Below are 23,545 nucleotides of genomic sequence, written 5' to 3'. Positions count from 1 at the left end.
ACCGGCCGTGGTGGCTGGTCGACCCGACGTTCGCTCGACCGAACCAGGTCGGCGACAGTTACGACGCGTCAGTACTGGTGCTGGCCGCCGTGTTGGCCCTGCTGACTCCGTCGGCCCTGCTGCTGTCTTCGCTGGTGGGTCTGACCGCCCTGGTGACTCTGCTGGCCCTGCTGCTGACTACCTCGCTGGCCCTGCTGGCGCTGTTCGTGCTGCTGTCCGCCGCGTCGCTGCTGACCGCTCTGGCGTCCCTGTCGCTGACCCATTCGTCCGCCCTGCTGAGCGCCACGATGTTGTTGGCCGCCCTGCTGGTGCTGTTGTCCGTGCTGCTGCCCCATCTGTCCGCGCTGACTCTGCTGGCGCTGTCCGTGCTGCTGTCCGCCGCGTCGCTGCTGACTCTGTTGGCCAGTCTGACTGCGCCGACCTTGCTGACCGCCGCGCTGGCGACCGCCCTGCTGGTGTTGGCCGTGCTGCTGGCCCTGCTGGCCTTGGCCCATCTGTCCTCGCTGACCCTGCTGATGCTGGCCACCTTGCTGATGCCGCTGGCCCTGCTGACTACCGCGTTGTCGGCCGCTTTGCTGATGCTGCTGACTCTGTCGTCCCTGTCGTTGACTCGTCCGACCGCCGGAGTGCCCGCCGGTCTGCTGACTCCGCCGACCGCTGTGTTGCTGATGCTGGCCTTCGTGACGGCCGCCGTGCCGTTGCTGCTGACCGCCACCCTGCTGGCCGTGCTGATCCTGCTGGCGTCCACCCTGATGCTGATCCTGTCCTTGCAGCGTACCCTGATGTCCGCTGTGCTGTCGGTGTTGCTGGTGTTCCCCTCGCTGCCCCTGCGTCTGGCGGCCGCCCTGGCCCTGCTGATGCTGTCCGCCTTGCTGGTGCTGACCGTGTTGCTGTCCGCCACGCTGGCTCTGGCGGCCCTGCTGGGAACCACTCTGTGTCCCTTGGAACTGTCCCTGTTCGTCTCGCTGCTGTTTTTGTGCGGAGTGTCGGCCGCCTCGCTGTCGACCCTGGTTTTGTCGTGCCATAGCAGTCGTGGTCGACGGTAGGTTCCCGGATTAACCGGGACGGTCGTTCACCGTTGTTCCAACTGAAAGTATCACGATTGCGTGAACAGTAACGCGAACGAATAGGCCAGTAGTTTGGTCAAACGCCCGCGGTAGATGACCCTTTCCAGTAAAATGGGTAGAATGCTATCGGTAGCATCCCGTTACTCCGGATACTGTTCGGCGAGTTTCGAGACCGCGGTTCAACGAGACGGACGGAATGCGTCGTTGCGTCGCGCCGCTGTCCGTTGAATTCCCCGGTCAGCGCCGGCTCCGTGTGCGACTGCCGTTTTTAACAGTAGGTTTCTGTAGTGAGTGAACTGAACGGGAAAACTAGACGGGGAAAATCCAGCTAAAAACACTACCGGGTCGAGTTCCCGACGAGTTGATCGCGAAGAGAGCCGCTCGGTCGCATCGCTTCTCCGCGGACCTACCCGCCGAACTCCTCGATCAGTGCCGGCACCACGTCGAACAGGTCATCGACGACGCCGTAGTCCGCCAGGTCGAAGATAGGCGCGTTGGGGTCCGTGTTGATTGCGATGATGGTGTCGCTCCCTTTCATTCCGGCGACGTGCTGGACGGCGCCCGAGATACCGATGGCGATGTACACGTCGGGGGTAACGACCTTCCCAGACTGGCCGACCTGCCGGTTCGCCGGCAGCCAGTCGTTGTCGACGATCGGTCGCGACGAGGAGACGGTGGCGTCCAGCGCGTCGGCGAGGTCGAAGATGAGGTCGAGGTTCTCCTCCTCCTCGATACCGCGGCCGACGCTGACGAGAACGTCCGCGTCGCTGATGTCGACGTCGCCGCCGCCGGCCTCCTCGAAGCCGGTTACGGTCGACCGCACCGCGGATTCGTCGATGTCGGCGTCGAAGGATTCGACTGCGGCGTCGCCACCGTCCTCGGTTGCGGGCCACTCGCCGCCGCGGATGGTGACTGCGGCCCGGCCGGTGTCCAGTTCCGTCGTCGTCTCGACTTTCGAGCCGTACATCTCCCGGGTGGCGACGAGGCTCTCGTCGCCGCCGTCCAGATCGATGACGTCCGTCACGACCGGAAGGTTGAGCGCGTTCGCCGCGGCGGGGATGTAGTCCAGGGCGTTGACGCTGTTCGGTGTGAGGAGATAGCCGGCATCGACGGCGTCGAACAGTTGCGTGACTGCCTGGTGGTACACGTCGTGGTTGAACTCCTCCCCGTAGTCGACCGTGTGGACCCGGTCGACGCCCTCGCGGTTCAGACGCTCCGAGAACTCGTCGGTATCGCCGCTTATCACGGCGACGTGAAGCTCTCCGCCGGCTTCGTCGGCGAGTTCTCGACCGGCCGTGATCGCCTCGTAGCTCACGTCGCGCAGGTCGCCGCGGCGGTGTTCCGCGACGGCGAGAACGTTCGTCATTGGCTCACCCCCTTCTCGCGGAGAACGTCACCGAGCTGTGAGGCTTCCTCCTCGGGACTTCCCTCGAAGTACGTCGCGTCGCTTTCGGTCTCCGGTTCGTACATTCCGGTCAACGCCAGGTCGCTCTCGACGTCGGCCGGGGACAGGCCGAGGTCGTCGAGGTCCATCGGGGCGATCTCCTTGCTCTGGGCCTGCCGGATGCCGCGCAGGCTGGCGTACCGCGGTTCGTTGATACCAGTCTGGATCGTCAGTACCGCGGGGGTCTCCACGTCAGTCACCTCGTCGACGCCGCCTTCGAGTTCGCGGTGAACGTGCGCGACGCTCTCGTCCGCGTCGAAGTCGAGGTGGTTGACGACTGCGGCCCACTCGAAGTCGATGGCGTCCGCGAGCGCTACGCCCGTCGCGCCGAAGGCGTCGTCGCCAGCCTGAACGCCGGAGAGGATCAGGTCGGGGTCCTCCTCCTCGACGACGGCGCGCAGGAGTTGTACTTTCGCGCCCACGTCCAGCAGGTCCGCCTCTGCGAGTGCCTCGTCCCAGACGCGGACGGCACGGTCCGCGCCTTTCGCAAGCGCCATGCGGATCGTCTCGTCGCTGCGCTCGGGGCCGATGGTGACGGTCACCACCTCCACGTCGTCTACGTTTTCGCTTATCTGGACGCCCTCTTCGATCGCGTAGTCGTCCCACTCGTTCAAATCGTAGTCGAGGTACTGCGATCCGATCTCGGTCCCCTCGATCTCGAAGTCGTCCTGAACCTCGGCGACCTCCTTTACCGTTACGAGAACCTTCATCGTCGGAGTGGTTCTACCCTCTGTGAGATAAACGTTTTCGAAACGCAAGAGTACGAAGACGGTGTTTCTGGAACGAGTGCCTGACAAGGTCGGCGACCCACTCGTTCTGTCAGTTCAGGTCGCCGATGTCCTCGTCCGGGAGCGTAATGAGGTTCTCGCGGCCGATCCGCAGTTTGTCTACCTGGTCGTCCTCGTCCATCGACGAGAGCAGTTGGGACACTTTCGCGTTGGACCATCCCGTCTCCTTGACGATATTGGCCTGTTTCATCCGTCCCCCGTTCGCTTCCAGCAGGCGGGTGACGCGCTCCTCGTCGGAGAGGAGAGACTCGTCTATTTCGTCATCGTTCTCGGCGTCGTCCGTCCCCATGTCGTCTGTCGGTGCCGTCGACGGTTCGGTCGACTCGTCGGACTCGTCGGACGCCGCCACGGCGTCGTCCATGGGCGTTCTGGAGATGCCCCCGCCACTGCTGTCAGCGGTTTGTCGGCGTGCGAGGAGGTAGCCGCCGGTGCCGACTGCGATGACGAGAGTGAAGATGCCGACGCCGATGAGCGTCATCGGGAGCGGGTCGTTTTCTTCGCCGAGCGGAGTCGAGGTGCCGGGATCGTTCTGGGCGGAGTAGACGATAGGCGTGTCGTCCGGTGTGAAATCGTGGGGGCCGTCCCACTGGAAGGTACCGCTCTCGTGCGCTCGCGGGGCCGTCGAGGCGTAGTACCCGTCCGGCGCATCGATTATAAGCCGCTGCGTCTCGGTGAGTGAGGGAAGCCACCGCCCCGATGTCCCGTTGAAGGCGTCTCCGACGACCAGTCGGTCACCGTCGTTCTCGACCTCCGCGAAGTTGGTCCAGGTGAAGTGGATGGTGATGATCCCGGTTTCGTTGTCGATCCGTCCCGTGTACTCGGTGTCTCGGATGGCCATCTCGCGGCCCGTTGCATCTTCTGACTCGTTGACGAAGCGCTGGAACTCGCGCTCCCTGATAGGCGGGCGTTCCTCGCCGGAAACGACGGCGTCGATCGTATCGCGGAACGCTTCAGTCTCGTTTTCGTCGTGGAGGTGCTGTCGGAACTCGACGGACCAGCGGGCGTCACCGGAGTCCGTGACGTTGATCCGGATCACTTGCCCCGGTTCGGCGGCGTGGGTAGCCGGTTGGATGTCGGTCCCGGTGGGAGAAGGGGTCCCACCGGTCCCGCCAGACACAGCAACGGCTACCCCCGTACCGACGGGAGCGAGGATCAAAGAGATGAGGAGGGCGTATGAAACGGCGGCGCGTAACCGCATACATCCCCGGTGGTATCTCTGGAGGCAAAATGTTTTCTATCGGTCGATAAAACGTCAGACGCGGCTTTGAATGGTTTCCGGCGCGCTCATAGTGTCGTTAAGCGGCCTAACGACACCCCCGAATCGGGACAACTGGATCTTTCTCCGAACGCCGACCGGTTTTTGTATCAGTAGCATGTAGGTGCCCTCGATGAAGCGATTGACGACCGTCGCCCTAGTCCTCCTCCTCGCCGTCCCGGGACAGGTTGCCGGTGTTCCTCCCACCGACACCGCGCCCCCAGAAGAACAGGTAGTTGGTCCCGATGATCGACCGGCAGTCGAGACGCTGTCTCAGGACGAAAACGAGGCTGGCAACACAACGAGTAGATTGAATCCCTCCGGAAACGTCGTCTCGTCGCACGTTTCCTCCGAGACTGATATGTCACAGGTGCTAACAGAGGCGGACAACCGGATGGAGTTGCGATTCCGAAACAGAACGTTCCAAAGACAGTTCTCGAAGGCGAGTTCGGCAGCTAGCCGGTCCGCAGTCGCCAGTGCGATGCTCGACGATATCGAACGGCGGACTGAACAGCTGAAGTCGGAAGAACGCAGTGCGGTTCGAGCATACGTCAACGGTTCGATATCCGAGAGCGACCTGCTCCGGACGCTGGCTAGCGTCCACACCCGCTCTCAGACGCTCGACGACACACTGACCAATCACGAGCAACTGGAGTCGTCGCTTTTGGACTACTCCGAGAGCGACCGTCGGTCCACCATCGCTGACGAACTCGAAATGCTCCGCTCTCCCGTCAGACAGCGTCTCGACCAGGTGTACGACGGGTCCGCGGACCAGCGGAGTACCGTAACGTACGTCGTCGCCTCTTCGAACGGCGTCGTCGTCGAATCTATCGCAGACGGCGAGTACCTGCGCGAGGCCGTTCGCTTCGACAACACCAACGCAAACACGACAGACACCTTCGATGGCGACACGTCCGCGCTACACGAGTATACGCAGACCGAACTCTATCCGTGGTCGTTCTCTAACAACCCGTCTATCAGTTTCGGTGGCATCAGTGAAAGCCGGTACCGACTCTCGATCGGACACTCGCAGGGGACTGTCTCGGCCTACATCGACGGCAACACGCGCGAGGTGTTCCGCGAATCACAGCGCCTCCGACTCGTGGAACTCCCGCACTCTGGGTCCTTGACGACGACCAAAGACGGCCTGAACCTGACGATAAACAAAACGCCGAACAACGGTCCGATGCGGTTCAACCTCACCACTACTGATGGTGACCCGGTCAACGGCGTCGTTGAAATAAACGGGAAGGAGGTCGGCCGGACCGGCACTGATGGGGTGTTGTGGACGCTACAGCCACGCTCGTACTACCTCATCAGCGTCTCCACGGAGACGACGACGATAAACGCGACCGTCAGTTCGTAGCGTTTTTCAGCGAAGCCGCGGCGACGACTCGCTGTGACCGACCGTGCCATCGCCCCAGTCCTCGCTACTGCGTCTCTCCTTGCGATTACCGTCGTTCTCGGAAGCACAGTTGCCCTGCTGGCTATCGGCGCGCCGGCCGACCCCACGCCGACCGCGTCGATTTCCGTCGGCGCTGACGCGGCGGACGACCGGATCGTACTCGAACACCACGGCGGCGACGTACTCGACGTCAGCGAGATCCGACTCCGAGTCACTGTCGACGGCACGCCGCTCGACGAGCAGCCGCCGGTCCCGTTTTTCGCGGCGGACGGGTTCCGCGGCGGGCCGACCGGACCGTTCAACCTAAAAGGAGGCACTACCTGGAGCGCGGGCGATGCGGCGGCGTTCCGAGTTGCGAGTACGAACGCACCCGGTATCGACGACGGCGACCGGGTCAGCGTGGAAGTGTATGCGAACGGCGGACTGGTCGGGTCGGCGACGGCGACAGCGTGATCCGTAGCCGTGGAAACAGTGCGATCCGTAGCCGCGGAACTTACTCGGGAGCGCGTGCCGCGGTCGTGATAGCAACGTCGGGGTCGTAGCTCGGACCCATCAGTCGGTGTTCGACGGATTCGAATCCGGCCTCGTGGAACATCCGGTCGGCCTCCTCGGCGTCGTAAAAGAGCATGATGCTGTCGGCGATCCGTTGCATGATGCCGCTGTCCGGCGAGTTCGGCCCGACGACGAGCACCTGCCCGCCGGGTTTTACGACGCGGCGGAACTCCCGAAGCGCCCGTACGGGGTGTGGCCAGTACTCGATGGATCCGGACGACCAGATCACGTCGAAGCTGTCCGTCTTGAACGGTAGACGCTCGGCGTCGCCGCGGTAGAACCGCACCGGACCGTCGGTTTTGCCGAACTTCGCCCACGCTTTCTCCATCTGGTGGACGCTCTGGTCTAACCCATGGACTTCGTCGACGTGGTCGAGTAATCCCGCGGTTCCGAACCCGGTTCCACAGCCCACGTCGAGGACGCGGTCGTCAGGGTCGAGGTCGAGCATCCCGAGCGCTTCCGTGCGCATCTCTTCGTTCCAGATGAACGTGTTCACCGGGTCGTACACCTTCGAGAGGTATTTGTAGAATAATCGCGCGCGAGCCTTGTTCTCGAGGATACCCATCGTTCTGACGTTTGGTCGCGGCGCAAATAATTCTGCTGTTCCGGCCGGACGCGGTCCAGTTCTCGGGTCCCTTTCGCAACTACCTTATAGACGCTTCTGCAAGTCACGCCTGCTAATAGTATGCCGAGGCCAGAGGTTCTCGAACGAATACAGGACGTCGAACAGGAGGCGGACGAAATCGTCGCGCTGGCCGAGGAAGAGCGCGAGGAGCGCGTCGCCGAGGCGCGCGAGGAAGCAGAGGAGATCCGTCAGGAAGCAGAGGCCGAGGCGCGTGAGCTACGCGAACAGCGACTCGAGGAAGCCCGCGAGGAGAACGAAGCGAAGCGGGAGCAGATCCTCGAAGAAGGCGCTACAGAGCGCGATGAGCTCGTCGAACGCGCCGAATTCAGAAAGGACGAGGTGATAGAACATATCGTCGATACGTTCAAGGAGGCGGTGCATGCTCAGACCTGAACGAATGAGCAAGGTGTCCGTGACGGGGTCGAAGGCCGTCATGGACGACGTCATCGAGGCGACGTTCGACCTGAACCTCCTCGACTTGAGCGACTACGACGGCTCCTGGGAGGGCTTCGACAACGGCGACCCGATCGAGGGTGCCGACGAGGCCTCCGAGAAGCTGATCACGGTCCGTTCGCTCGAAAGCATTCTCGGCGTCGACGAGGCCGACGCCGGGCCGAGCCGGATCGTCACCGACGAGGCGCTCGACTCGGAACTCGAGGACATCCGCAGCGAGGCGAACGACCTCGACGACCGCCTCGACGACATCGACGCCGAACTCCGAACCGTCGAAGAGGAGATAGCGTCGGTCGAACCGTTCGTCGATCTGGGTATCGACCTGGATCTCCTCACGGGCTACGACACCCTCGAGGTCGCGGTCGGCGAGGGTGACAGAGCGCAGATCGAGGAAGCGCTCTCAGACGCCGAGGGGATCGACGCTTACGAGACGTTCACCGGCGATTCCGTCGTCGCCGTCTTCGCGTATCCGAGCGAGCGGAACTCGGCGGAGTCGGACGACGTTCTCGACGACGCGCTGGTTGGCGTCGACTTCGCGTACGTCGAAGTGCCGGACGCCGAAGGCAGTCCCGAGGAGTACGTCGACGAACTCCGCCACGAACGGCAACAACTGGAGTCCCAGCGCAACACCGTCGAGGACGAACTCGAGGAACTCCGGATCGACGCGGCGGGCTTTCTGCTCGCCGCCGAGGAGAAACTCACTATCGAGGTCCAGAAGTCGGAAGCGCCGCTACAGTTCGCCACGACCGCGAACAGCTTCATCGCCGAGGGATGGATCCCGACTGAGCGCTACGACGACTTGGAAGGCGCACTCGAAACGGCCGTCGGCGACCGCGTCGAGGTCGAGGAGCTAGAACGCGCCAAATACGATGAGGGACGTCCGACCCACTCCGAACCCGTTACGGAGCCCGGCGACGAGGCTCAGCCGGGCGACGGCGCGCAGGCCGTGACGGACGGCGGCAGCGCCGTCACCGTCAACGACGAACCGCCGGTCATCCAGAAGAACAACAAGGCCGCAGAGCCCTTCGAGTTCCTCCTCAAGATGATAAACCGGCCGAAGTACACGGAACTCGACCCCACGATCGTTCTGTTTCTGACGTTCCCGGCGTTCTTCGGGTTCATGATCGGGGACCTCGGGTACGGACTGCTCTATCTCGGCGTCGGCTATCTGTTGTACAGCCGCTTAGACGAGGCCGTCTTCCGCAGTCTCGGCGCTATCGGAATGTGGCTCGGCGGGTTCACAATGTTGTTCGGCGTCCTCTACGGTGAGGTGTTCGGACTACACGTGCTCGGCGAGATCCTGTTCAACGGTAATCCGCCGATGCATAAGGGGCTCCAGCCGCACTTCGCCGCCTACGGCCGTGCCTGGCTGCTCGTGAGCGTCCTGCTCGGCTTGCTCCACCTGACTCTGGGGTACGTGTTCGGGTTCGTCAACGACCTCGACCACGGATTCGTCGACGCTTACCTGGAGAAAGGCTCCTGGGCGACGCTGATGATCGGTGTATGGGTCTGGATCTTTAGCCGGCACGCTCGCGGTCCGAAACCGGACTTCCTGTTCGAGGTGCTCAACGAGGGCGAACAGGCCGCGTACGCGCTTGGTTTCAACGGGTTGCCCGCCGAGATCGGCCTTTCCGTCGGACTGCCGATCGCCGCGGTCGGCTTCCTGACGATGGTGTACGGCGAAATCAAGCACTTCGGGGTTGCCATCGGTAGTCTCGTCGGCTTCCTCGAGAGCTTCAGCGTGCTCGGTGACGTGCTATCGTATCTCCGGATCGGCGCGGTTATCCTGGCGAAGGCGGGGATGGCGTTCGTCGTCAACCTCCTCTTCTTCGGCGTGTACGTCGTCGACGGCGAGTGGCACTTCGCGACGAGTCACGCGCCGCAGTACTACGTCGAACACGGATACCACGGTCACGAAGTGAGCGAAGTCATGTTCGGGGGCCTGCTCCACGGCGGCGTAGGGTCGGTGATCGCCGGCGTGCTCATCTTCGTCCTCGGTCACATCGTCGTCCTACTGCTCGGCGTGACGAGCGCCGGCCTGCAGGGGATTCGTCTCGAGTACGTCGAGTTCTTCGACAAGTTCTACGATGGCGGCGGTCGCGTGTTCAAACCGTTCGGGTACGACCGCGAGCACACCGCCGAGGACTGACAGCCGCGTCCTCAGTCGGGGAATCCCTGACGTCTCGGTTTTTATTCACCACGCTGATGCCGCACGTTTTCTACTGGAACGGTACCGTCTAAACTGTCGGAACGGTCATCCACACCGGGAGCCAAAAATCGAAACTATAATGTCTCTGGAAAACCCCTCGCTGGGGGGTTGAGACCGTCGTATCTGCCGGTTTCGTTTGGGAAGTTTTATGAACACTGGCGGGTGAAGTACGGCTTGTTCGGTCGCAACTACGAGGTATACGCAAACATGATTGAGAACTCCCTTGACGTCGCACTTGCAGCGGAACAATTCAGCAACATAATCCTGCAGGAAGGAGGCCTTCAGGGCAATGCAGAGCCCGGTATTACGACGGACGGTGCCACCGCGATCGGCATCGGTCTGGCCGCCATCGGTGCAGGATACGCGGAGCGCGGTATCGGTGCCGCGGCCGTTGGTGCCCTCGCCGAGGACTCGATCTCTACCGGTATCGGGATCGTCATGACGGTCCTGCCGGAGACACTGGTCATCTTCGCGCTGGTCGCACTCTTCGTCTAACCGCAGTCCCATTTTCTCACAATGAGTTTGGACACAGTCGTTGAGGACATCCGAGACGAAGCCCGCGCGCGTGCGGAGGAAATTCGCGCACAGGGTGAAGAGCGCGCTGCGGAGATACTATCCGAGGCGGAGGAAGACGCCGAGGAGACGCTCGCCGAAGCCGAGGAGGCGGTCGAAACCGAGATCGCCCAAGAGCGCGAGCAGCAACTCTCCAGCGCGAAACTCGAGGCCAAACAGCAGCGGCTCGAAGCGCGTCGGGACCTCCTCGAAGAGGTCCGCGAGGCGGTCGAGGCGGAGCTCGCGGCCCTCGACGGCGACGAGCGCGAAGAACTGACGCGAAACCTGCTTTCCGCTGCGTCGGTCGAGTTCGACGAGGGCGACGACGTGCTCGTCTACGCTCGACCCGAAGACGAGGCGCTGCTGAGCGACGTGCTTGAGGACTACGACGGCTACGAGTACGCCGGCGAGGTCGACTGCCTCGGCGGCGTCGTCGTCGAGAGCGACGAGAGCAGAGTTCGCGTCAACAACACGTTCGATTCCGTGCTGGAGGACGTGTGGGAGGATAATCTGAAGGAAATCAGTTCCCGCCTGTTCGAGGAGCAATGACCGAAGTCATCGCAACTCGTATCGCCGGACTCCCGTCCGTCGTGGGGTGGTTCGCGTGAGCGCCACCGGGTCGAACCCCGAGTACGTGAACTCCCGCGTCCGGGCCCGCCGGGCGAAGCTGTTTGACGACGAGGACTACCGAAAGCTGGTCCGCATGGGGCCGAGCGAGATCGCTCGGTTCATGGAGGAAACCGAGTACGAGTCGGAGGTCAACGCACTGGGTTCGCGCCACAGCGGCGTCGACCTCATCGAGTACGCACTGACCCGAAACATGGCGAAGCACTTCGACGACCTGCTTCGCTGGTCGGGCGGCGAGATGTACGACCGGATCGCGAGTTACCTCCGGAAGTTCGACGCCTGGAACGCGAAGACGACGTTCCGTGGACTCTACTCCGGCGCGAGCGCCGAAGAGATAGAGACGGACTACATCCGTGCCGGGGAGTTCGACGACCGCTTTCTCGAACGCCTGGCGAACGCCGGGACCATCGAGGACGCCGTCGAACTGCTCGACGGGACGCTGTTCGGTGAATCGCTGCCGGCGGCCTTCGAGGAGTACGAGGAGACCGGCGTGCTGGTGCCGCTCGAAAACGCGGTCGACCGCGCGTTCTACGAGAACCTGCTCGGCGGCGTCAGCGGCTCGGACGAGCCGACGAAGCTGTACGTCGAGTTCCTGCAGGCCGAGATAGACTTCCGGAACGCGCGGAACGCGCTCCGGCTCGCCCGGAGCGGGGCCGACATGGACCCTTCCGAGTACTACATCGAGGGTGGAGAGCTGTTTACCCCGAACGAACTCGTTCGGCTGGTCGGCAACCGCGACCAACTCGTCACTCACATCCGCGACAGCAAGTACGGCGACGAGCTATCGAACGCCTTAGACGAACTGGAAACCGCCGACAGCCTCATCGGGTTCGAGCACGCTCTTGATCGTGCGTTGCTAGAGTACTCCCGAGGGCTATCGAGTCGCTTCCCGATCTCGATCTGCCCGGTGCTCGGATACGTTCTCGCGAAAGAGCGTGAAGTCGAGAACATCCGCGCCGTGGCACGAGGGAAGGAGGCGGGACTCTCCGAGGAGGAGATAAACGAGGAGCTGGTGATCGTATGAGCCAGGAGATCGCAGTCGTCGGCAGTCCCGAGTTCACGACCGGCTTCCGGCTCGCCGGCGTCCGTGAGTTCGAGAACGTCCCGGACGACCGGAAGGAAGAGGAACTGGACGAGGCAGTCGAGCGCGTCCTGACCGACGAGAACATCGGTATCGTCGTGATGCACAACGACGACATCGAGTATCTCTCGCGGGGCGTCCGCAACGACGTAGAGACGAGCGTCGAACCGACCGTCGTGATGCTCGGCGGCGGTGCCGGGAGTGGCGGACTGCGCGACAAGATCAAGCGTGCGATCGGTATCGACCTGATGGAGGAAGACTAACACAATCATGAGTCAAGCAACAGACACAGACGTCAGCGAGGACGGCGTCATCGACAGCGTGAGCGGTCCCGTCGTGACCGCCGCGGACCTCGACGCTCGGATGAACGACGTGGTGTACGTCGGTTCGGAAGGGCTGATGGGAGAGGTCATCGAGATCGAAGGCAACGTAACGACCATCCAGGTGTACGAGGAGACGTCCGGGGTTTCCCCGGGCGAACCCGTCGAGAACACGGGAGAACCACTCTCGGTCGACCTCGGCCCGGGGATGCTGGACTCTATCTACGACGGCGTCCAGCGCCCGCTCGCAGTCCTGGAAGACAAGATGGGTGCGTTCCTGGACCGCGGCGTCGACGCGCCCGGTATCGACCTGGAGCGGACCTGGGAGTTCGAACCCACCGTCGCGGAGGGCGACGAGGTACGCGCCGGCGACATCGTCGGCACCGTGCCGGAGACCGAGAGCATCGAGCACAAGGTCATGGTTCCGCCGGATTACGAGGGCGGCGAAGTCGTCGCCGCCGACTCGGGGAACTTCACCGTCGAGGAGACGGTCGTCGAACTCGATTCAGGCGAGGAGATCCAGATGCACCAGGAGTGGCCGGTCCGCGAGGCCCGCCCCTCCGTCGACAAGCAGTCGCCGACCAAGCCGCTGGTGACGGGCCAGCGCGTTCAGGACGGCCTGTTCCCGCTCGCGAAAGGCGGGACGGCGGCGATTCCGGGTCCGTTCGGGTCCGGGAAGACCGTCACCCAGCAGCAACTTGCCAAGTGGTCCGACGCCGACATCGTCGTCTACATTGGCTGCGGCGAGCGCGGTAACGAGATGACCGAGGTCATCGACGACTTCCCGGAACTGGAAGACCCCAAGACCGGGAAGCCGCTGATGTCCCGAACCTGTCTCATCGCCAATACGTCGAACATGCCCGTCGCGGCCCGCGAGTCCTGTGTGTACACCGGGATCACCATCGCGGAGTTCTACCGCGACATGGGCTACGACGTCGCGCTGATGGCCGACTCCACCTCGCGGTGGGCCGAGGCCATGCGCGAGATCTCCTCGCGACTGGAGGAGATGCCCGGCGAAGAGGGCTACCCGGCGTATCTGGCCGCGCGGCTCTCGGAGTTCTACGAGCGCGCCGGTCTGTTCGAGAACCTGAACGGGACGGAGGGGTCCGTCTCCGTCGTCGGAGCGGTTTCCCCGCCCGGCGGCGACTTCTCGGAGCCGGTCACACAGAACACGCTCCGTATCGTGAAGACGTTCTGGGCGCTCGACGCCGACCTCGCGGAACGGCGTCACTTCCCGGCGATCAACTGGAACGACTCCTACTCGCTGTACAAGGAGCAACTCGACCCCTGGTTCCGGGAGAACGTCGCTCAGGACTGGCCCGAGGTTCGCCAGTGGGCGGTCGACGTGCTGGACGAAGAGTCCGAACTCGAAGAGATCGTCCAGCTCGTCGGCAAGGACGCCCTGCCGGAGGACCAGCAGCTCACCCTAGAGGTCGCTCGCTACATCCGCGAGTCGTTCCTCCAGCAGAACGCACTGCACGACGTGGACACGTTCTGCTCCCCGGACAAGTCCTACCAGATCCTCCAGGCGATCAAGACGTTCAACGACGAGGCGTTCGAGGCGCTCGACGCCGGCGTGCCCGTCGATGAGATCACGGCCATCGAGGCCGCTCCACGTCTGAACCGCATCGGAACGACCGAGGAGTACGAGTCGTTCATCGATGAGATAGAAGCAGACATGACCGACGAACTACGGGACCTCTACTAATGAAAGAATACAAGACAATCACCGAGATCAGCGGACCGCTGGTCTTCGCCGAGGTGGACGAACCCATCGGATACGACGAGATCGTCGAGATCGAAACGCCGAACGGCGACATCAAGCGCGGTCAGGTGCTCGAATCCAGCGAAGGCATCGTCTCCATTCAGGTGTTCGAGGGGACCGAGGGTATCGACCGCAAGTCCTCGGTTCGCTTCCTCGACGAGACGATGAAGATGCCCGTCACGGAGGACCTGCTGGGTCGCGTCCTCGACGGCTCCGGTAACCCCATCGACGGCGGTCCGGACATCGTTCCGGACGAGCGCCGAGACATCGTCGGCGCGGCGATCAACCCGTACGCTCGCGAGTATCCCGAGGAGTTCATTCAGACGGGCGTCTCCGGAATCGACGGCATGAACACGCTCGTCCGCGGCCAGAAGCTCCCGATCTTCTCCGGGTCTGGCCTACCGCACAACGAGCTCGCACTCCAGATCGCCCGTCAGGCGACCGTGCCGGAAGAAGACGAGGAAGCCGAGGACGACGAGGAAGGAAGCGAGTTCGCGGTCATCTTCGGCGCGATGGGTATCACCGCCGAGGAGGCCAACGAGTTCATGGACGACTTCGAGCGTACCGGCGCGCTGGAGCGCTCCGTCGTCTTCATGAACCTCGCGGACGACCCCGCAGTCGAGCGGACGGTCACGCCGCGACTGGCCCTGACCACCGCCGAGTATCTCGCGTTCGACAAGGGGTATCACGTGCTGGTCATCCTGACCGACATGACCAACTACTGCGAGGCGCTGCGCGAGATCGGTGCGGCGCGCGAGGAGGTCCCGGGCCGACGTGGCTACCCCGGGTACATGTACACTGACCTTGCCCAGCTGTACGAACGGGCCGGCCGCATCAAGGGCCGCGAGGGCTCCGTCACGCAGATCCCGATCCTGACGATGCCCGGCGACGACGACACGCACCCGATCCCGGACCTGACCGGGTACATCACGGAGGGTCAGATCATGATGGACCGCGACCTGAACAGCCAGGGCGTCCAGCCGCCGATCAACGTCCTGCCGAGCCTGTCGCGCCTGATGGACGACGGTATCGGCGAGGGCCTCACCCGCGCCGACCACGGCGACGTCTCCGACCAGATGTACGCCGCGTACGCGGAGGGCGAGGACCTGCGCGACCTGGTGAACATCGTCGGCCGCGAGGCGCTGTCCGAGCGCGACAACAAGTACCTCGACTTCGCCGACCGCTTCGAGGAGGAGTTCATCCAACAGGGGTACGACACGAACCGCAGTATCGACGACACGCTGGAGATCGGTTGGGACCTGCTCTCGACGCTCCCGAAGACGGAACTCAACCGCATCGACGAGGAACTCATCGAGGAGAACTACCGCGAAGCGGAAGACGCAGAAACCGCCCAAGTCGAGGCGGAGTAACGTTCCAGTCGGCCGTTTTTCGCTGTCGGGAACAGGGAGACCGGGATGACACTATATTTCTGCCGCCGAAGTGCCGGTGCGTTATCGGCGAGACTGTAAACAGTTATCCGTGCGGGCGCGCAAACCAAACCCAAGATGGCCAAGGACGTCAAACCCACTCGCAAGGAGTTGATGCAGATCGAGGACCGCATCGAACTCTCCGAGCGGGGCCACGACACGCTGGAGCAAAAGCGCGACGGCCTCATCATGGAGTTCATGGATATCCTGGACCAGGCCCAGGACGTCCGGGAGAACGTCGAAGGGAACTACGAGACGGCCCAGAAGAAGATCGACATGGCTCGCGCCATGGAGGGCGACGTCTCGGTTCGCGGTGCCGCCGCGGCGCTGAAAGAACACCCTGAGATCACGACGGAATCGCACAACATCATGGGCGTCGTCGTCCCGCAGATCGAATCGAGCAAGGTCCAGAAGAGCCTCGACGAGCGCGGGTACGGCGTCGTCGGCACCAGCGCCCGGATCGACGAGGCCGCCGAGGCGTACGAGGAGCTCCTCGACTCGATCATCCTCGCGGCCGAGGTCGAGACCGCGATGAAGAAGATGTTAGACGAGATCGAGAAGACGAAGCGCCGCGTCAACGCTCTGGAGTTCAAGCTACTACCCGAACTGTACACCAACCAGGAGTACATCGAACAGAAACTCGAAGAGCAGGAACGCGAAGAGATCTTCCGCATGAAGAAGATCAAGGCGAAAAAAGAGGAAGAGGAGACGGAGGACCGCGCCGCCGAGGAGGCCGAGGCCGAACAAGACCGTCTCACAGCCGACGACTAACCCGGCGTAGTTTTTACGCTTTCTCTCGTTTCTTTCCCATATGGACTGTCCCGACTGCGGAGCGCCGGCCGTCTCGTTCGCCGTCCCGCCGGACCTGCGCGAGTGTGTCCCCGAGAGTGCAACTGCCGCGGCGCTGTGTACGGGCTGTCTGCGACTTCACCCGGCCGAAGACCCCGACTCCGATCCCGACTTCGGCTCGGTAAGCGACGGGTTTCCCCAGGGAAACGCCGCAGTGCCGATGGCGCTACTCGTCGGACTGCTCTCGTCGCTCGCGCTCTACAGCGAGGAGATAGCGACGCTCGTCGGGCGCGTCGAAGCCGCCGGCACCGACCCGCTGCTCGTGCTCGACCGCCTGGCGGCAGCCCCGGATATCGATCCCGCCGTCGACATCGAGCGCCGACGGCGGCAACTGGAGCAGACCCTATGAGAACGCGGGCGAGAGGTCGACAGCGTCGCGGCGGTAGGTCTGATACACCTCCCACGCCCACGTCGCCGCCTCGGGCGTATCGTTACTGAGCACGCCGCAGAGAGTGCCGTCGTCGCCGTACGTGATCACGCGAACTCGCCAGCCTTCGGGCGTCTCTCCGAGGACCATGCCGAACGGGAGGTCGCCCGTCGAAAGCGGGGTGAACCCGTTCCGAACCATCGTCCGAACCTCCTCGCCCACCGACGGAAGCAACTGCACGGCGAGGGAGTCGCCGAAAACGATCTCCGCGTCGGCACCGCGGTCGGTGACGGCCTCCGCCAGACGGTCCATCGAGCCCCGTCGGGTGACAAGCGGCGCGAATCCGTATATCTGCGTGGCCTCGGCCAATAGCTCGTCGACCGCGGAAAGCGGCCGATACCGCGTTTCCTGCGTCGCTTCTGCGACGGCGGCGTCGCGAACGACGCGCCCGTCTATCGGCGCGCTCGCGGGCACGGGTTCGAGCACCTCGGCAGCGGCACGAAGGTCGGCGGTTACCGACAGTATCGCCTCGGTGAGCGACACCGCGAGGTGCCCGGCGGCGGACAACCGGAACCCTCGCGGTTCGCGCTCGACCAGCCCCTCGGACTGGAGTTCGCGGATCGCTCGGTCGACAGTCGACCGGGAGACGTCCAGCGTCTCGACGAGGGCGCGCTTCTCGCGAGGTCCGGCCCGCAGCGAGACGAGGAACTCGTGACGGGTACACAGGGTCTGTACGACCCCAGAAATATCGTCACGGTTCATATACCAGTACTGGTACTCACAGGGGGTTGTTATGTGTAGTGGCCGTCGGCGTCGTCGCGTGTTTCGGGCGGAGGGAGCTCAGTCGCCGCCGCTCGGTGGTTTCGGTACACCTTCTCGGCCCACGCGATGGCCGCAGCCGAATCGTTGATAACGACGCCGCGGAGCTCCGACTCCGGGCCGGACACGACGAGAAAGGCGTGTGAGGTCCCGGAGTCGCGGACGATACCGAGGCTGTACGGGAGCTCCGCAGTCGCGTACATCGCGAACTGATCGCTCTCCATCGCTTCCCGGATCGGATCCGCACGCGACGTACGGATCTGCTCGGCCACCGACACCTCGAACACGATTTCGGCATCGAGGCCGTCGTCGACCACCGCTTTCGTGATACGGTCGAAGCTCTCCGGTCGGGCCACCGCCGTCGAGAGGCTCCGGAACGTCTCGGCGGCGGTGACGAGATCGGTGACACGTTCGATAGGTCTGTACGGAGTCGGCGGTTCCGAGACGTGGATGTCACTGCCACGGATCATAGCGTGGCTCACTGTCGCCGACGGCGGAAGTGCCGAAAGCAGCGGCTGAGCGCCAACCGCCTCGGTTAGCGTCGTCCGGAACTCGCGGTACAGCTCAGCGACCGTACGACCGGTCGCCGACGCGGTGAACCCACCCTCGGAACGCGTGACGAAACCCGCGCTTTCGAGTTCCCGAAGCGAGCGGTTTACCGTCGACCGGGAGATATCGAGTTCCTCGACGAGCGTCTCTTTTCCGGCGGTCGTCCCGTCGAGGTACTGTAACACGTCGATACGCCGCGTAACGAGATCGACGACGCCCTCCATCGTGTCCATCTCGGTCATCTGATCTATCCGGTTGTTCTCGCTTTACGTATATATACTCCGGGCCTTGTCAGAACGTATCATTCGACGTAGCAGTTGCACTCTCAGCGGAGAGGCGAAAATGAGAACTTCGATCCGGAGAGTACAGCGAGAGAGGACAGACCGATTAGACGCCGGTAGAGTACCTCAGCAGGCCGGCGACGCCACCGAAGGCGTCGTACAGCTGTTCGCCTTTCTCGAAGTCGGTCGAGATGAACTTCGTCTCGGTGCCGCGCTGTTCGGCGATGTCGATGAGGTGGTCGATCGCGTCCTCGCGTTCGCCATCCTCGGCGGGGACTTCCTCGCCGCACTCCGAGCAGGTGTGGTTGGGCGTGTCCTTGCGGCGGTCGATGACTGTCCGTTCCTCGTGACCGTTGGGGCACTCGTAGGTAACGACGTCCTCCCGAAGGTCTTCACTGATGAGGAGCGTCTCGACGGACCCCATGATGAGGTTCTGCCGGGTCTGATCGAAGCCGTAGGTGGCCTCGTCGCCGGCGTGGAGCTCCTTGAAGAAATCCTGCATCAGGTTCTTGTCCTTCATCACCTCGGCGTCGGCGAGCGCTTCCTCCGCGGCGTCGACCAGGTCGTAGAGCCCGGACTCGTCGGTGTAGGAGACGTCGAACTTCCCGAGTACCGAGTCCCCGAGTTCGTGGTGGAGATAGTCGCCGTCCAGGAACTCGTCTTTGGTCGGCGAGGGGCCGCCGACGAGGATGCCGTCGAGTTCGTGGCGCTTTTCGACGAACAGGTCGTTCGCCATCCCGGCGACTTCCTGATAGAAGTTGTCGATGGCTTCGAGGCGGAGGCGGGCGAATCGCTGGGCGGACTGGCCACCTTTGCGCTGTTTGCCCGGCACGAGCGAGGAGGCGGACTTGACGGGTTCGACGCGCTTGCCCCGGAGCCACCCGACGTTCGCCTCGCGGCGGTCGAGGACGATGAGGCCGTAGAGGCCCTTGTCCGCGAGCATGTCCTCTAACGGTTCGGTCAGGAACTCCGAGTCGCAGTGGTAGCGGAAGGACTCGATCTCCATCGGCGGGCTCTCCAGCACCTTCGTGATCATGTCGGTCTGGCCGCCGCCGGAGTCGACCGCCCCGGAGAAGATGACGATACCGTTTTCGGGCGGATAGGTGTCGAAGTAGCGGAGACGCGACTTGATCGAAGAGAGGGCGTCCTGGACGTTCGTCCGGGTCTGCTTGGACTTGATGTTGCTTGCTTCGCTGTGTTCCTGCGTGACGTGCGCGACGACGGAACTGATCTGCTTGTCGTCCGGGATGTAGATGGTGACGAGTTGCGTCCCCGACCCCTCGTACTCCTTCAGGTCCTCGATGACCTTCCGGAACTCGTATTTCTTCCGGTCGGACTGCTCGCTCTCCTGCTGGCTCATTGTCCATTTTACGGCCCGGAGTGGCTAAGTATCCTTTGTCTTCCCAGGGGCGATAGGTCGGACGGCCGGCGGGTCGGCCGCCGTGGACTGCTGCGAGCCCATGGGACCGCCCGCTCCGCAACCTCTCGGCCGGGTGGCGGACCGAGGGAGAGCGTTCCCAGGCCAAGGCCGAAAGCCGCCGCGGGCGAGTGACGTTTCCCGCTGAAATGAGATAGGGTTGATATTTTCGCCGGTCTCGTTTCCGGAGGTTACGATTTATAAAGCTCCCGCTACACATTCGGGATATTGACTAATATGTCTCACAAGACGGTTTACGCTATCGCGAGCGGGAAGGGGGGTGTCGGGAAAACGACGACGACCGTGAACCTGGGTACGGCACTGGCCGGCGCCGGCCACACCGTCGCCGTGGTCGACGCGGACCTGGGGATGGCGAACCTCGCCGGATTCGTCAGTCTCTCTCCGGACTCGACGACGCTGCACGAGGTACTCGCCGGCGAGGCGTCCGTCGAAGAAGCGACGTACGAACTCGCCGACAACATCGCTGCGGTCCCGAGCGGCGGCGACCTAGAGAGTTACGCGGGCGTCGACGCGACCGAACTCGGTGCTGTCGTCGACCGCCTCCGTGAGGAGTTCGACTACGTCCTGTTAGACGTCGGCGCGGGAGTGAGCCACGAGACGGTGCTTCCCCTGGGCCTCGCGGACGCCGTTTTCCTCGTTTCGACGCCCGACCCGGCCGCCGTTCGCGACGCGGAGAAGACGGTAGACCTGACCGACCGCGCCGACGGACACGTCGCCGGTCTCGTTTTGACCCGGGCGCGGGACGACCGGGGAATCGACTTCGAGGCCATCGCGTCGAAACTCGGCGTCCCCCTGCTCGGAACCATCCCGGAAGACGACGCGGTTCACGAGGCCATCTATTCCGGGACACCGGTCGTCGTCGACGCGCCCGAAAGCCCCGCAGGGGTCGCGTACCGCGGCCTCGCCGACCGGATCGACGGCACCGGAGACGCCGCGCCGGCAGACGGCGCTCCTGCGGGCGACGGTGCCGACGCGACCGACCCTGTGGAGTCGGAAGCCGAAGCGGATGCCGCCTCTTCTACCGAGGGGACGACTCCGGACGAAGGCACCGACGAGAGCGGCGGTAACACGGGAAACGAGACGGCTGACGCCGACGGAACCGAACCGTCGGACGCCGATACGGGTACGGCTGAGACGGACGCGTCCGCGGACCGCGACGCGTCGGTATCGGCAGAGACGTCCGACAGTCCGCCGAAATCACCCGCGGACGACGCGGCCGACGACGTCGTTGCTGACGATAACTCGGCCGACAGCGAGACGGCCGGCGAGGATACCGTCGACGGCGACGCACCCGCCGAGGGGGAAACCCCCGACGGCTCGGAGGCCGAAGCGGAGACGGACGAAACCGCCGACGCGGGGGACGACGGCGTCACTATCCCCGACGCGGAGTCAGACACCGACACCGAGACCGCGGACGGGTCCGAGGGCGTTACCTTCGCGGAGGGGGACGAGGAGAGCCAGGAAAGCGACGACATCGACGAGGACGCGATCCCGTTCAGCGACCGCGAACCGCCGAAGCCGGACCCCGAGAACGGCGACGGAGACGCGAACGACGAGGACGACGAGGACGAGGACGGCGGGTTCTTCGGTCGTCTCCTCGGCTGAAACGGGAAGGTTGAACAGGGAGTTCCGACAACTTCGGGTATGGCAGATAGGGATAACTCCGTTCCGCTCGGTTGGATACTGTTGTTCGTCCTGTTAGTTATCGGTTCGGCGATCGCCGCTATCTCCTTCGTCGGCGGAAGCGTGTTCTGATCACATCGAGTCGGGCGCTTCGACTCCGAGAACGTCGAGGGCGTTCCCGACCGAATGTTTGGCCGCCGTCACTAACGCGAGACGAGCGTCCCGTAGCTCCGGATCCACGTCGTCGGAAAGCACTGGGCACTCGCGGTAGAACGCGTTGAACCGCTCGGCGAGCGTCCGGGTGTAGGTTGCGACGACGTGGGGTTTCAGGTCGTCAGCGGCCTCCTCGATGACGGCGGGGAATCGCGCGACTGCCCGGAGCAGGTCGCGTTCGTACTCCGTGTCGAGGCGGTCGGCGTCGACGTCGGAGAGGTCGTCGGCTTCGTCGTCCCGCGCCGCCTCGCTCAGGATCCCGCAACACCGTGCGTGGACGTACTGCACGTATGGCGCGGACTGCGCCTCGAAGTCCAGCGCGCGGTCCCACTCGAAGGTGATCGCCTTGCTCGGTTGTTTCGAGACGATGTCGTAGCGAACCGCGCCGATGCCGACCTGTCGTGCGATCCGCTCGACGTCGTCCTCGTCCAGTTCGTCGTCGCGGATGCGGTCGTCGAGGCGCGTCTCGACTTCCTTACGCGCGCGGGCGACGGCTTCGTCGAGGAGGTCGTCCAGGTCGACGCCGGTTCCCTCGCGGGTGCTCATCTTCCCCTCGGGGAGGTTCACGTACGAGTACAGCACCTGCTCTAGCTGGTCTGTGTCGTTGCCAAGGAGGTCGAGCGTCGTCCGGAGCTGTTCGGCCTGGAGGTTGTGGTCCTCGCCGAGGACGGTCACCGCGCGGTCGTAGTTCTCGAACTTCCATTCGTGGTGGGCGAGGTCGCGGGTAGGGTAGAGGCTGGTGCCGTCCGAGCGGAGGAACACGAGGTTCTTGTCGATGCCGTGTGCCTCCAGGTCGAGTTGCCAGGCGTCCTCCTCGTAGATGGCTTCGTCCAGGTCCTGCAGACGGTCGACCACGTCGTCGGTCGAACCGTCGAACATGAACTTCGTCTCCTTGACGAACCGGTCGAACTCGGCTGGGAGGCGTCCGAGACACTCGCGCATCCCGCCGAGCACCTGGTCGACGACCTCGCTGACGCGCTCGTACGTCTCCTCGTCGCCCGCTTCGAGGCCCTGCATGATCGATTCGATCTCGGCCTCGGCCGCTTCGACCTCGTCGGTGTCGCCTTCCTCTAAGAACGCGTTGCCCTTGCGGTAGTAGCGTACGAGGTCGTACTCGATGCGGTCGCGCTCCGGGGCTTCCTCCAGGTCCGCCTCGTCGAACGTCTCGTACGCCCACGTGAACACGGCCATCTGTCGGCCCGCGTCGTTGACGTAGTAGTGCCGAGAGACGTCGTACCCGGCGTAGTCGATAACGTTGGCGACGGCGTCGCCGACGATCGGGTTTCGCGCGCGGCCGACGTGAACCGGACCGGTCGGGTTGGCGCTGGTGTGTTCGACGACGACGGAGGTGTCTTTCGGCTCCAGACGGCCGTAGCCGTCGTTCTGTGCCTCACCGAGCGTGTCCGCGAAGAAGCGGTCGCTCGGCAGGAAGTTGACGTACGCGCCCTGCGGGACGGCCTCGGCGACGTACCCGTAGTCGCTCGCGTCGATCTCGGCTGCGATGTCGGCGGCGACCTCGGGCGGCGGCGCACCGACCTCGCCGGCCAGCCGGTAGGCGACGCTCGACGCCAGCACGGCCTCGACGTCTTCCGGCGGCTCCTCGATACCGAGGTCGTCAGTCGGGAGGTCGAGCGCGGTCAGGGCGTCCTCGACCGCGGCTTCGACTTCCTCTCGAACGGCTATGAACATACGCCCCTGTTTTCGGCCGGCGAGTAAAGGGGTAACGGGTTGGTGTGGCGTCTCTGGGGTCGGCGAGCGTGCGCGAAGAGGAACGGACGAGTACTCCTGCCGGGCCCGGCCTGTGGTAACGCGACTCTCGGAAGGGTTATCCGTGGA

At 63.8% G+C, this 23,545-nt stretch carries 21 protein-coding genes and 1 pseudogene; 14 read left to right on the top strand and 8 right to left on the bottom strand.

All coding sequences use genetic code 11. The features are described from left to right. Positions 1-77 precede the first annotated feature (77 nt). Positions 78-1,046, top strand: coding sequence for a hypothetical protein (locus SM753_RS07015; RefSeq protein WP_323191053.1), 969 nt, complete (start codon positions 78-80; stop codon positions 1,044-1,046). A gap of 427 nt (positions 1,047-1,473) precedes the next feature. On the opposite strand, the gene SM753_RS07010 is transcribed toward SM753_RS07015, so the two are convergent. From SM753_RS07010 to SM753_RS07000, 3 genes are all read right to left on the bottom strand, one after another. Next, a complete protein-coding gene (locus SM753_RS07010) occupies positions 1,474-2,433 on the bottom strand; it encodes an electron transfer flavoprotein subunit alpha/FixB family protein (protein ID WP_323191052.1) in 960 nt (319 codons plus the stop codon). Then, the gene (locus SM753_RS07005; RefSeq protein WP_323191051.1) at positions 2,430-3,221 is read right to left on the bottom strand and encodes an electron transfer flavoprotein subunit beta/FixA family protein; all 792 of its coding nucleotides are present in this window, start codon (positions 3,219-3,221) and stop codon (positions 2,430-2,432) included. Before SM753_RS07005 ends, SM753_RS07010 begins: the two co-directional genes overlap by 4 nt. Positions 3,222-3,330: 109 nt before the next feature. Beyond that, positions 3,331-4,497, bottom strand: coding sequence for a hypothetical protein (locus SM753_RS07000; RefSeq protein ID WP_323191050.1), 1,167 nt, complete (start codon positions 4,495-4,497; stop codon positions 3,331-3,333). Between the two features lie 190 nt (positions 4,498-4,687). Here SM753_RS07000 and SM753_RS06995 point away from each other — a divergent pair, with 190 nt between their 5' ends. Further along, positions 4,688-5,920 carry a hypothetical protein gene (locus tag SM753_RS06995; RefSeq protein ID WP_323191049.1) on the top strand — a complete coding sequence of 411 codons (1,233 nt, stop codon included), beginning with the start codon at positions 4,688-4,690 and terminating at the stop codon, positions 5,918-5,920. Between the two features lie 33 nt (positions 5,921-5,953). Next, positions 5,954-6,412 carry a type IV pilin N-terminal domain-containing protein gene (locus SM753_RS06990; protein WP_323191048.1) on the top strand — a complete coding sequence of 153 codons (459 nt, stop codon included), beginning with the start codon at positions 5,954-5,956 and terminating at the stop codon, positions 6,410-6,412. 40 nt (positions 6,413-6,452) lie between these two features. Here the strand turns inward: SM753_RS06990 and SM753_RS06985 are convergent, their stop codons facing one another. Next, positions 6,453-7,076, bottom strand: a complete 624-nt coding sequence (locus SM753_RS06985) for a methyltransferase domain-containing protein (RefSeq protein ID WP_138798286.1) — start codon at positions 7,074-7,076, stop codon at positions 6,453-6,455. 120 nt (positions 7,077-7,196) lie between these two features. Between SM753_RS06985 and ahaH the strand changes: the two genes are divergently transcribed. From ahaH to SM753_RS06935, 10 genes are all read left to right on the top strand, one after another. Further along, positions 7,197-7,529, top strand: a complete 333-nt coding sequence (ahaH, locus tag SM753_RS06980; RefSeq protein WP_135534872.1) for an ATP synthase archaeal subunit H — start codon at positions 7,197-7,199, stop codon at positions 7,527-7,529. Then, positions 7,516-9,738, top strand: a complete 2,223-nt coding sequence (locus SM753_RS06975) for a V-type ATPase 116kDa subunit family protein (RefSeq protein WP_323191047.1) — start codon at positions 7,516-7,518, stop codon at positions 9,736-9,738. Before ahaH ends, SM753_RS06975 begins: the two co-directional genes overlap by 14 nt. A gap of 267 nt (positions 9,739-10,005) precedes the next feature. Then, positions 10,006-10,293: a hypothetical protein gene (locus SM753_RS06970; protein WP_138798284.1), complete on the top strand. Its 288-nt coding sequence runs from the start codon at positions 10,006-10,008 to the stop codon at positions 10,291-10,293. A 21-nt stretch (positions 10,294-10,314) separates the two neighbouring features. Then, a complete protein-coding gene (locus tag SM753_RS06965) occupies positions 10,315-10,899 on the top strand; it encodes a V-type ATP synthase subunit E (RefSeq protein ID WP_135534869.1) in 585 nt (194 codons plus the stop codon). Between the two features lie 55 nt (positions 10,900-10,954). Further along, complete coding sequence (locus SM753_RS06960; protein WP_135534868.1) at positions 10,955-12,001, top strand: V-type ATP synthase subunit C; 1,047 nt, start codon at positions 10,955-10,957, stop codon at positions 11,999-12,001. Further along, a complete protein-coding gene (locus SM753_RS06955; protein ID WP_323191046.1) occupies positions 11,998-12,321 on the top strand; it encodes a V-type ATP synthase subunit F in 324 nt (107 codons plus the stop codon). The genes SM753_RS06960 and SM753_RS06955 overlap by 4 nt, the downstream gene beginning before the upstream one ends. A 7-nt stretch (positions 12,322-12,328) precedes the next feature. Continuing rightward, positions 12,329-14,086 (top strand): ATP synthase subunit A, encoded by a 1,758-nt coding sequence (locus SM753_RS06950; protein WP_138798283.1) that lies wholly within the window; start codon positions 12,329-12,331, stop codon positions 14,084-14,086. Further along, positions 14,086-15,513, top strand: coding sequence for an ATP synthase subunit B (locus SM753_RS06945; protein ID WP_135534865.1), 1,428 nt, complete (start codon positions 14,086-14,088; stop codon positions 15,511-15,513). The genes SM753_RS06950 and SM753_RS06945 overlap by 1 nt, the downstream gene beginning before the upstream one ends. Positions 15,514-15,648: 135 nt before the next feature. After that, positions 15,649-16,341 carry a V-type ATP synthase subunit D gene (locus SM753_RS06940; protein ID WP_323191045.1) on the top strand — a complete coding sequence of 231 codons (693 nt, stop codon included), beginning with the start codon at positions 15,649-15,651 and terminating at the stop codon, positions 16,339-16,341. A gap of 40 nt (positions 16,342-16,381) precedes the next feature. Then, positions 16,382-16,768, top strand: coding sequence for a DUF6276 family protein (locus SM753_RS06935; protein WP_135534863.1), 387 nt, complete (start codon positions 16,382-16,384; stop codon positions 16,766-16,768). Here SM753_RS06935 and SM753_RS06930 read toward each other — a convergent pair. From SM753_RS06930 to prf1, 3 genes are all read right to left on the bottom strand, one after another. After that, complete coding sequence (locus SM753_RS06930) at positions 16,763-17,548, bottom strand: GntR family transcriptional regulator (protein ID WP_323191044.1); 786 nt, start codon at positions 17,546-17,548, stop codon at positions 16,763-16,765. The two genes, SM753_RS06935 and SM753_RS06930, sit on opposite strands and share 6 nt — an antisense overlap. 29 nt (positions 17,549-17,577) lie before the next feature. Next, positions 17,578-18,396 (bottom strand): winged helix-turn-helix domain-containing protein, encoded by an 819-nt coding sequence (locus SM753_RS06925; protein ID WP_135534861.1) that lies wholly within the window; start codon positions 18,394-18,396, stop codon positions 17,578-17,580. A 145-nt stretch (positions 18,397-18,541) separates the two neighbouring features. After that, positions 18,542-19,795, bottom strand: a complete 1,254-nt coding sequence (gene prf1 / locus SM753_RS06920; protein ID WP_323191043.1) for a peptide chain release factor aRF-1 — start codon at positions 19,793-19,795, stop codon at positions 18,542-18,544. 294 nt (positions 19,796-20,089) lie between these two features. Between prf1 and SM753_RS21340 the strand changes: the two are divergent. After that, positions 20,090-20,779, top strand: a pseudogene (locus SM753_RS21340) (MinD/ParA family protein); the annotation flags it as partial. A gap of 849 nt (positions 20,780-21,628) precedes the next feature. Here SM753_RS21340 and argS read toward each other — a convergent pair. Beyond that, the gene (argS, locus tag SM753_RS06910) at positions 21,629-23,398 is read right to left on the bottom strand and encodes an arginine--tRNA ligase (protein ID WP_323191041.1); all 1,770 of its coding nucleotides are present in this window, start codon (positions 23,396-23,398) and stop codon (positions 21,629-21,631) included. Between the last annotated feature and the right edge of the window lie 147 nt (positions 23,399-23,545).

The sequence above is a fragment of the Halostella sp. PRR32 genome (genome assembly GCF_034808085.1).
GTDB lineage: Archaea > Halobacteriota > Halobacteria > Halobacteriales > Natronoarchaeaceae > Halostella > Halostella pelagica.
This window is presented reverse-complemented; position numbering and strand designations above follow the sequence as displayed.